Annotated in this window: 7 protein-coding genes and 1 pseudogene; 3 read left to right on the forward strand and 5 right to left on the reverse strand. The window is 40.7% G+C overall.

What is annotated here, in order from left to right; translation table 11 throughout:
- Window positions 1-700: golvesin C-terminal-like domain-containing protein (locus tag CDZ78_RS22310; protein ID WP_244559279.1), on the forward strand; the 700-nt coding region annotated here is incomplete at its 5' end.
- 455 nt (window positions 701-1,155) lie between these two features.
- Here CDZ78_RS22310 and CDZ78_RS17365 read toward each other — a convergent pair.
- The 4 genes and pseudogenes from CDZ78_RS17365 to leuS all read right to left on the reverse strand — a co-directional run.
- Window positions 1,156-1,416, reverse strand: a pseudogene (locus tag CDZ78_RS17365) (DNA polymerase III subunit delta); the annotation flags it as partial.
- Between the two features lie 308 nt (window positions 1,417-1,724).
- A complete protein-coding gene (gene holA / locus CDZ78_RS17370; RefSeq protein ID WP_307190514.1) occupies window positions 1,725-2,723 on the reverse strand; it encodes a DNA polymerase III subunit delta in 999 nt (332 codons plus the stop codon).
- Between the two features lie 7 nt (window positions 2,724-2,730).
- The gene (locus CDZ78_RS17375; RefSeq protein WP_087871115.1) at window positions 2,731-3,261 is read right to left on the reverse strand and encodes an LPS-assembly lipoprotein LptE; all 531 of its coding nucleotides are present in this window, start codon (window positions 3,259-3,261) and stop codon (window positions 2,731-2,733) included.
- Window positions 3,254-5,698: a leucine--tRNA ligase gene (gene leuS, locus CDZ78_RS17380; RefSeq protein ID WP_087871116.1), complete on the reverse strand. Its 2,445-nt coding sequence runs from the start codon at window positions 5,696-5,698 to the stop codon at window positions 3,254-3,256. Before leuS ends, CDZ78_RS17375 begins: the two co-directional genes overlap by 8 nt.
- Before the next feature lie 82 nt (window positions 5,699-5,780).
- Between leuS and CDZ78_RS17385 the strand changes: the two genes are divergently transcribed.
- Together CDZ78_RS17385 and CDZ78_RS17390 are read left to right on the forward strand one after the other, a co-directional pair.
- Entirely contained in the window at window positions 5,781-6,269 is a 489-nt protein-coding gene (locus CDZ78_RS17385) for a zinc ribbon-containing protein (protein WP_087871117.1), read from the forward strand.
- A gap of 48 nt (window positions 6,270-6,317) precedes the next feature.
- On the forward strand, window positions 6,318-7,091 hold the full coding sequence (locus CDZ78_RS17390) for a ParA family protein (protein WP_087871118.1): 774 nt from the start codon (window positions 6,318-6,320) through the stop codon (window positions 7,089-7,091).
- A 96-nt stretch (window positions 7,092-7,187) separates the two neighbouring features.
- Here the strand turns inward: CDZ78_RS17390 and lnt are convergent, their stop codons facing one another.
- On the reverse strand, window positions 7,188-8,684 hold the full coding sequence (gene lnt, locus CDZ78_RS17395) for an apolipoprotein N-acyltransferase (protein ID WP_087871119.1): 1,497 nt from the start codon (window positions 8,682-8,684) through the stop codon (window positions 7,188-7,190).
- Window positions 8,685-9,125 lie beyond the last annotated feature (441 nt).

Below are 9,125 nucleotides of genomic sequence, written 5' to 3' on the forward strand. Positions count from 1 at the left end.
ATCTTTAAACTGGGATCAAAGTAAATTCCCCGAGATCAGGTGCTCTGAACCTAGTATTGAAGCAGGGCAATCTGTTGCAGGTAGCCTGTTCAATACTGCCAGTGATGCTGATGGCGATCAATTAACGTATAGTAAAACTTCCGGTCCAGACTGGTTAACGATTGCAGCAAACGGTGATTTAACTGGGGCACCTAGTACTGCTGATCAAGGAATAAATAGTTTTGGCGTGCAAGTGACGGATGGTCAAAATAGCGATAGTGCAACGCTGAATATTGAAGTAACACTACCAGATTCTGCTATTACTGTAGAGTTGATAATTGATAATACTGATAACAACACCAGCTATACTGGCACATGGAAAAATTCATCCGGGACTAGCCCGTGGAATGGTGGTTCACTGTATAGCTCAAGCGGTTCAACTTTTCGCTGGAATACTGACATCACCACAACGGGTACTTATGCTGTCTATGCCTGGTGGACTTATTATCATAACCGCTCTACAGCCGCACCCTATACTATTAAACATGATAGTGGCACTAATATTGTTTCTGTTAATCAACGCGACCAGTCTTTAGCAGGTAAGTGGGTTTACCTCGGCGAGTATAGCTTTACTGCCAGCTCTGCGGCTTTTGTTGAATTATCCAGTAAAAATGATAACGGGACAGCAAGTGCGGATGCTATTAAACTGGTAAAAAACTAATCCGTCATAACATTAATAACAAATGTCAAAATGGCGTTAGAGAGCACTAGCGGTTCATAACTAAAAAACTCTGTGCTCTCTGTGGTTAAAACGCTAATCACTCATACCACATACCTTGTTCGACACCTATTTTCTTTTGGTAGATAGAGGTGTTTTTAAGCTTACAATCGCGCATGAAATGACTTATACATAATCAACTGGGGTGCAGGTCTTTAGCCTTCATGTTAAACGCGGACTAAAGATCCGCGCCCCAGAAATGTTTAAGTTAATACGTTCACATTCCTTAGGGATAATAAGTAATCGCCCTGCTTTTAAGCCAGTTTCAGTGATATTCCTGAATGATTACTTCAATTAGTAGCACTGCAGAAATTTTACCAGAAAAAGGGGAGTTCAGTAGCGCACACCAAGATGCCCTACTGAACTCCCTTTCAAAAAATAATTCCCCAAATACAAAATCAATTCCCCGCCAGCATCAAACTTATCTCCAATAAACTCTCCCAGCAATCACCTTCTTGCTCGCCTTTGATTTGCCGGTCGGTTTTGACTGCGATTAATAAAGCCCCCATTAAATCTTGTCGAGTAAGCTTGCTTAATGCATGGCTAACCAGTTTTTGTCGTTTATCCCAAACCTGGTGTCGCATAAAAACACTATTGCGTGGCTGCCCAGCATCCAGTTGCTGCTGAATACTAATTAAGGAACGTATTTCACGTGCTAATGCCCAAAGTAAGCGAAGTGATGATTTTTAGTCCGCGATAGCCGTAGGGTCGTTGTTTTGTCGGAGTCTGAGCGTTGGCGAAGGTGGAGACAAAATAAAAGGCCATCCGACACGGCGTCAAGTCATTTGGAGCCTATGTTCCGACCCCTTGTTGGGTCGGGACGAGGTGACGAGGACGAATCGGGGCCGCCGGAGGCATAAGTGGTCGCGTTAAGTTTTTGCTGCTTGCTTGGGCTGGGATGCCCAAAACAAGCTTTCGCAAAAATAGCGACTCCCCGCTTTCAAAAAATAATCCCCCAAATACAAAATCAATTCCCCGCCAGCATCAAACTTATCTCCAATAAACTCTCCCAGCAATCACCTTCTTGCTCGCCTTTGATTTGCCGGTCGGTTTTGACTGCGATTAATAAAGCCCCCATTAAATCTTGTCGAGTAAGCTTGCTTAATGCATGGCTAACCAGTTTTTGTCGTTTATCCCAAACCTGGTGTCGCATAAAAACACTATTGCGTGGCTGCCCAGCATCCAGTTGCTGCTGAATACTAATTAAGGAACGTATTTCACGTGCTAATGCCCAAAGTACAATCGGTGCAGCAATACCCTCCTGCTGTATCCCTGTTAGGGTTTTATTTATTCGATCCACTCTGCCTGTTAGTGCTGCATTAACAAGATTAAAAACATCATAACGTGATGCATCTGCAACCACCTGAGTAATTTGTTCAACTGTTAACACTCCTTGTCCATAAAGCACATACAGCTTTTCTATTTCCTGATGTGCTGCCAACAAGTTCCCTTCTACTCGCAAAGCAATTACTCCCAATCCTTGCTTATCAGTACTCAAGCCTCTACGCTGCATACGTTGCTGAATCCATTGCACCAAATCAGTACCATCTAATGGCCAAACCTGAAGAGCAACACCTTGTTTCTCCAGCGTCGTGACCCATTTTGACTTTTTAGCTGATTTATCCAGTTTACCCGCACTAATTAATAATAGCGTGTCTTCCGGTAAGCGCTCGCAATATCTGATTAGTGCCTTACTGCCCTCCATTCCGGGCTTTCCCGTAGGAAGACGTAAATCTATAATTTTCTTATCCGAGAAAATGGATATAGAATCTATTTCCTGCAGGAAGTCCACCCAGGAAAATTTTGCATCAACTGTTAATATTTTACGGTTTTCATAGCCCGCTTTATAAGCTGCCTGACGCACTGCGTCAGCAGCCTCACCTAATTGCAAAGGCTCATCACCGCTTAGTAAATAAATTGGCGCAAGTCCCCTTGTTAATGTCGCAGGTAATTGTTCCGCTTTCATCCACATATTACGGCAAAGTTTTCTTCAGTTCTGATCGCGCTCTTTGAATTACCATGCGCACAGCCTCTTCATACAATTCCCCACGCAAAACAATCTCTTCATTATCTTTAGAGAGTAGAGTCTCACTAGTCTGCGCATTATAGTATGACTTATAGACTTCTATTGTCTGCTCAGAAACCAGTTTATTACCATTAGCATCAAGCAGGTCAAAGGTTAAACGATAAATTAACTCATATTCGTTAGAGTAACCCGTTGAACTGAGTGAAACCGTCTTGCGTTGATAATATTCATCAAGTACATTTAAAATCATCCCCGCTTCCCCAGACGTAGCTACTAACTTCCCTGAGTTAACTCTAAAAATACGCCTAATGGCTTTAGACAACTCTGGTGAAGCTCCTTTGACATACATTGTCTTTAATGCCTCAGGTAATTCAATTGCACCACGTAAGTGATAACCACAAGCAGTCAACATCAACAGTGCAATAAAAATCAGGCTGCTTTTAGTTACAGCTCTGTTTTTAAAAGAGGAATTAAACAACGATACTCACCAGTTTTTTTGGAACCACAATCAGTTTTTTCACCGCTTTGCCGTCAAGAAAGCGTATCACGCTCTCCTCAGCTAAAGCCTGCGCTTCAATATCTTCTTTGCTCGCATCTGATGCCACCATTATTTTACCGCGCACCTTACCATTAACCTGTACTACCATTTGCAACTCATCCTGCACTAATGCAGATTTATCTAATTCAGGCCAGGTTCGATTAATATCCTGCTCTTTACCTAAACCCACCCATAATTCCTGGCAAATATGCGGTACGATTGGATACAGCATCAAGACAATCATTTCCAAAGCTTCCTGGCGTATGGCGGTTGCATTATCACTTTGAGCATTAAATTTAGTAAAGGTATTTAGTAGCTCCATATTAGTCGCTATAGCAGTATTAAAATGGTGCCGACGACCAATATCATCAGTTACCTTTTCAATCGCATGATGCACATGCCTGCGTAATTCCTTCTCGACATTAGTCAAATTTTGCTTATCCAGTAATGGCACGGAATGACCCGCGTCGACATGTAAATACACCTGTCTCCAGAGGCGTTTTAAAAACCTAAAACTACCTTCCACTCCGCTATCTGACCACTCTAAAGACTGTTCCGGTGGTGCCGCAAACATAATAAACAAACGCACTGTATCAGCACCATATTCAGCGATTAAGCCTTGTGGATCTACGGTATTACCCTTAGATTTAGACATTTTCGTACCATCCATTAACACCATCCCTTGTGTTAATAGATCCTTAAATGGTTCATCACAGACTAACAATCCTTCATCACGCATTAATTTAGTAAAAAAGCGCGCATAAAGTAAATGTAAAATCGCATGCTCGATACCACCAATATATTGATCAACAGGTAACCAGTATTTAGCGCTTTCATCTAGCATAGAGTCTGCTTTACTACTGGCAAAGCGTGCAAAATACCACGATGACTCCATAAAGGTATCAAAGGTATCTGTTTCACGTTTAGCGCCCTTACCGCACTTGGGACAATCGACATGTAAAAATGCTTTATGTGTAACTAATGGAGAATTTGATCCATCCAGTACCACGTCTTTGGGCAATTCAACAGGCAAGTCAGATTCAGGTACGGGGACCGTGCCACAATCATCACAATAGATAATTGGAATCGGTGCGCCCCAGTATCGCTGTCTGGAAACACCCCAGTCATGTAAGCGAAAATTTGTTTTACGCTGCCCTTTACTTTGGCTTTCTAATTTATCGGCAATAGCACTAACCGCCTCAGCAGAGCTAAGACCATCAAATTCAGCCGAGTTTTGTAACTTACCTTTCTCAGTAAATGCTTGCTCAACAATACTGTCGTCACTATCACTAGCTGAAAAAATAACCTGTTTTATGGCTATACCGTATTTTTTGGCAAATTCATAATCGCGTTGATCATGCGCAGGCACTGACATCACAGCCCCGGTACCGTAGCTCATCAGTACAAAGTTAGCAATCCAGACAGGAACCAGTTCACCGCTAACAGGGTGCTTAGCTTGAAAGCCAGAATCGATACCTTTCTTTTCCATGGTATCTAAAGCTGCTTCCGAAGTTTCCGTATGCCGACATTCTTCCAGAAAATCAGCAATCTCTGTATTATCTTGCGCTGCTTTTAATGCTAACGGGTGCTCTGCTGCGACAGCTAAATAGGTAACCCCCATTAAAGTATCTGGTCGTGTGGTATAAATCTCAACATCATCGAACCCATCCACCGCAAAGCTCATTTCCAGACCTTCTGATCGCCCTATCCAGTTTGCCTGCATTGTTTTGACCTGCTCTGGCCAGCCAGGCATTTTATCTAATGAAGTGAGTAACTCATCAGCATAGGCAGTTATCCTTAAAAACCATTGTGAAATATCTTTCTTCTCAACCGCAGTATCACAACGCCAGCAACAACCATCTATAACCTGCTCATTTGCTAGAACTGTTTGATCATGGGGGCACCAGTTGACAGCAGATGTTTTTTTATAGACCAGATCTTTATCCAGTAATTGTAGAAAAAACCATTGCTCCCAACGATAGTAGTCTGGGTCACAAGTAGCTAACTCACGACTCCAGTCATAACCGAAACCTAGTTGCTTTAACTGATCACGCATATAATCAATATTTTCATAAGTCCACTCCGCTGGGTGAACATTATGTTTCATAGCCGCATTTTCTGCCGGCAAACCAAAAGCATCCCAGCCCATCGGCTGCATCACATTCTTTCCTTGCATACGCTGGTAACGACTAATCACATCACCAATAGTATAGTTACGCACATGCCCCATATGCAGTCGACCACTAGGGTAAGGGAACATGGACAAGCAATAATACTTTTCTTTACTCTCATCATCAGAGGCTTGAAATATGCCTGATTGTTCCCATTGGGCCTGTACTTCAGACTCAATTTCCAGTGGTTTATAATTTTCTTGCATTGTTACTCGTCTTTTTGCATTCAAAAGCGTTAGAATACCTTACAGCGAAGTAAATCTAAAGCATTTTTAAGGAGTGACAGCGATGAGTGAAAATAAATTAACCAAAGCCTACCATGACTTCATGGAATACATGTATGAAGCAACCGATGATACTATCCATTCCATTGCAGACAATATTGAAACAGCAAAGGAAAAAATCAGTGATCTAGGCGGCTTATCTCAAGAAGAAGTTAGCCATATTGCTGATGCAGTTTCAAGAGACTTACATCATGCAGCTTATTCATTACCTGATAATAGTAATGACTCGTTAAACGAGTGGCTTAAATTTGACATCGAATTATTAGAAAATTTTGCCCTGGATTCCTTTCTCGATGTTGCCGATAAAACACGTATAGAACTGGCACAACTATCAGAAACAGCCAAGCAATACAGCCATCCATACAAAACAGGCGAATTAACTGCCCCTGGCACATTAAGTTGTGAAAAATGTGGTAAAGTGATTGCGTTTAAAAGTATCAGTGTTATTCCTGAATGTCCTGAATGCGGGGCAAATACTTTTATACGGTCATAATTTTACATATAATACTCACTTTAATTGTTAGGTTTATTGGGGAAAAGAATGCGCAGAGTAATCTTTAATCAAAAAGGCGGTGTCGGAAAGTCTACTATTACATGTAACTTAGCGGCAATTAGTGCCATGGAAGGTAAACGAACGTTAGTAATTGATTTAGATATACAAGGAAATGCAACGCAGTATTTATTAGGCCAAAAGGAAACGGACTCCGATAAAACAATTGCCAATTTTTTTAAAGGCTGTTTAAGCCTGGGGATATTTGGTGGACAAGGCGCTAGTTTAGAAGATGTTATCCACGAAACGCCTTTCCCTAACTTATTTGTACTGCCCTCCCATCCAGAATTAGAACCTCTACAGGGACGTCTGGAATCACGCTATAAAATATTCAAATTAAAGGAAGAGCTGGATAAACTGGAAAACTTTGATGAAATCTACATTGATACGCCACCGGTACTTAATTTTTATAGCCAATCAGCACTAATAGCAGCCAATAAATGTTTAATACCCTTTGACTGCGACACTTTTGCTCGCGAAGCTTTATATACACTTATGCAAACTTTGAGTGAAGTAAAAGCTGACCATAATGCAGACCTGGAAATTGAAGGTATTATTGTTAACCAATTTCAAGCTCAGGCACGCTTACCTAGACAATTAGTAGAAGAACTGATTGCAGAAGGCTTACCCGTACTTAACAGTAAAATATCACCGTCGGTCAAAGTTCGTGAATCACATAGTGAATCGCAACCTCTGGTTCATTATGCACCAAATCACAAACTCACTAATGAGTTCCGTGAGTTACATATAGAAATCCATAGTTAACCTGGCAGAACTTAAAAAATATAAAACGTAGACTGGGTTAGTTGTTTTTAGAAATAAAAAAACTAACCGAGCTCTATGGCTAGTTAAACTTATAAGCTAATCTTTGCTTTTCAAGAAGTACCTACCAACAAGTGAACAAAATAAAATTAGAGCAATAAGTAATATGATTGGCTTATTTCCTATCCGTGCGTAAGGGGTCAGACCACTCATGGGCTTTATATCGGAAGTTATTACAGCCCTTTCCATTACCGGTGCTTGCCTGATAATTTTCCCTTTCTCATCCACAATCGCACTGACACCAGTATTCGTTACGCGCAATAAATATCTACCTGATTCCAGAGCCCGCATTCGGGCAATTTGCATATGCTGATATGGCTCAATCGAACCATCAAACCAGCCATCATTAGTCACATTTACCAAGAACCTTGCCTGCTCGACCTGGTGAATACTCTGCTCTCCAAATGCATCCTCATAACAAATTGAAGTTACAAAATGATGTCCTGCTACTTTAAGTAAAGGCTGATCAACTTTACCCGAACTAAAATCACCCAATCGAACATTCATTAAGCCCAATAAATAACCAGATACCGGCTGCCAGGGTAAATATTCCCCGAATGGTAATAAATGAATTTTTTTATACATGGCACGCTCTGCCCCTAAAACTAAAACAGAATTATATAGTTTTCCTGCTTTATCCTTATAAGGCAGGCTGGTGATAATATCCGTATTATGCTCTATTGCTTCTCGCTCCAATGGTAATAAATAATCCTCCTTAACATCTTCAAAGTAAGCAGGAATAGCAGTTTCTGGCCAGATAATAACATCCGACTGCCAGTGAGCCACACTATCATCATAGTATTGTTTCAAAGTAAGGTTTCTATTCTCAACAGCCCATTTATCCTTTTGGGCAATATTTCCTTGAATAAGTGAAACTTTCACTGGATTCCCTGAAACAGTCACCCAATCCACACTTTTTAATATTGCACCAAGACTAAATAAAGAAATAATTCCCAACAAATATACCTTGCGAAATTTCTTATCTAGAAGAACCTGTATTAGCAAAGCAGAAATCATAGCCATGATTAACCCAGTACCATAAGCCCCCAATACGGGAATATACCCTGATAAGGGACTATCTAATTGGCTATAGGCAATTTGCAACCAGGGAAAACCACCTAAAACCCATTCTCCACGGATGTACTCGACCAAGATCCAGACACTAGAAAAAACAAGCCAATCCAGTCTATTACTAACAGGTAGTTTTACATACAGGTAAGCAGAAATTGCCGGAAATATAGCCCAGAAACTACAATAAAGTAGAGTAAGAAACATAGGCAATGCAAAACCAGCCTGCTCATTCACTACCATACTCGCAAATACCCAGGATACACCGAGTCCGAATATGCCAAAACCAAACAAAAAACCTCTGAGAACTGCCCTTTTCACAGTCAGATCAATTAAGGATAATCTAAAAAAGGCTAAGGCAAAAAAGACTAAAAATGAAAAGTCAAAAGGCGAAAAGGATAATGTAAATAAAATACCCGCAATAACGGCAAATACATCACCCCATACAGACTTTAGTAATTTTTCCATAAGAAACAATCATAGTAGAGCGGACTTTAGTCCGCTATGGGAATTACAAGGCAATAATTACAGCGTAGGGCGTGGCTTTAGCCCGCTTTAAATCTGTTTTTAGCGGTACAACGGCGGGCTAAAGCCACGCCCTACGTAGACTTTGTTTTATTATTCCTCAATAGATGCGCTTCGTGCCTCAGCACATCCTATCGTTCTATTTTATTAATGTGTTTTTATTAACTGAAGTTTCCCAATAATTATTTATGGTAAAATTGAAACTATGCTACAACTATATGAAAAAAATAGTCTTTTCATTCGTTTCAAATGCTATTGCCTAAGGGGAATTAAGTAGGGGTTTGCTATAAACATGGCAAAACCACCTAAAATAAACCTCGATACACCAGCATTGTGTATTTCAGCTACTCAATAATTGGGAAACTTCAGTTAATTAGTAACCTG

The sequence above is a fragment of the Bathymodiolus platifrons methanotrophic gill symbiont genome, from assembly GCF_002189065.1.
Taxonomy (GTDB): domain Bacteria; phylum Pseudomonadota; class Gammaproteobacteria; order Methylococcales; family Methylomonadaceae; genus Methyloprofundus.

Excerpts from the sequence above, each read along its gene's own strand:
- leuS (WP_087871116.1), bottom strand. The coding sequence starts at position 5,698 with ATGCAAGAAAATTATAAACCACTGGAAATTGAGTCTGAAGTACAGGCC.
- CDZ78_RS17390 (WP_087871118.1), top strand. The coding sequence starts at position 6,318 with ATGCGCAGAGTAATCTTTAATCAAAAAGGCGGTGTCGGAAAGTCTACT.
- lnt (WP_087871119.1), bottom strand. The coding sequence starts at position 8,684 with ATGGAAAAATTACTAAAGTCTGTATGGGGTGATGTATTTGCCGTTATT.
- holA (WP_307190514.1), bottom strand. The coding sequence starts at position 2,723 with ATGAAAGCGGAACAATTACCTGCGACATTAACAAGGGGACTTGCGCCA.
- CDZ78_RS17385 (WP_087871117.1), top strand. The coding sequence starts at position 5,781 with ATGAGTGAAAATAAATTAACCAAAGCCTACCATGACTTCATGGAATAC.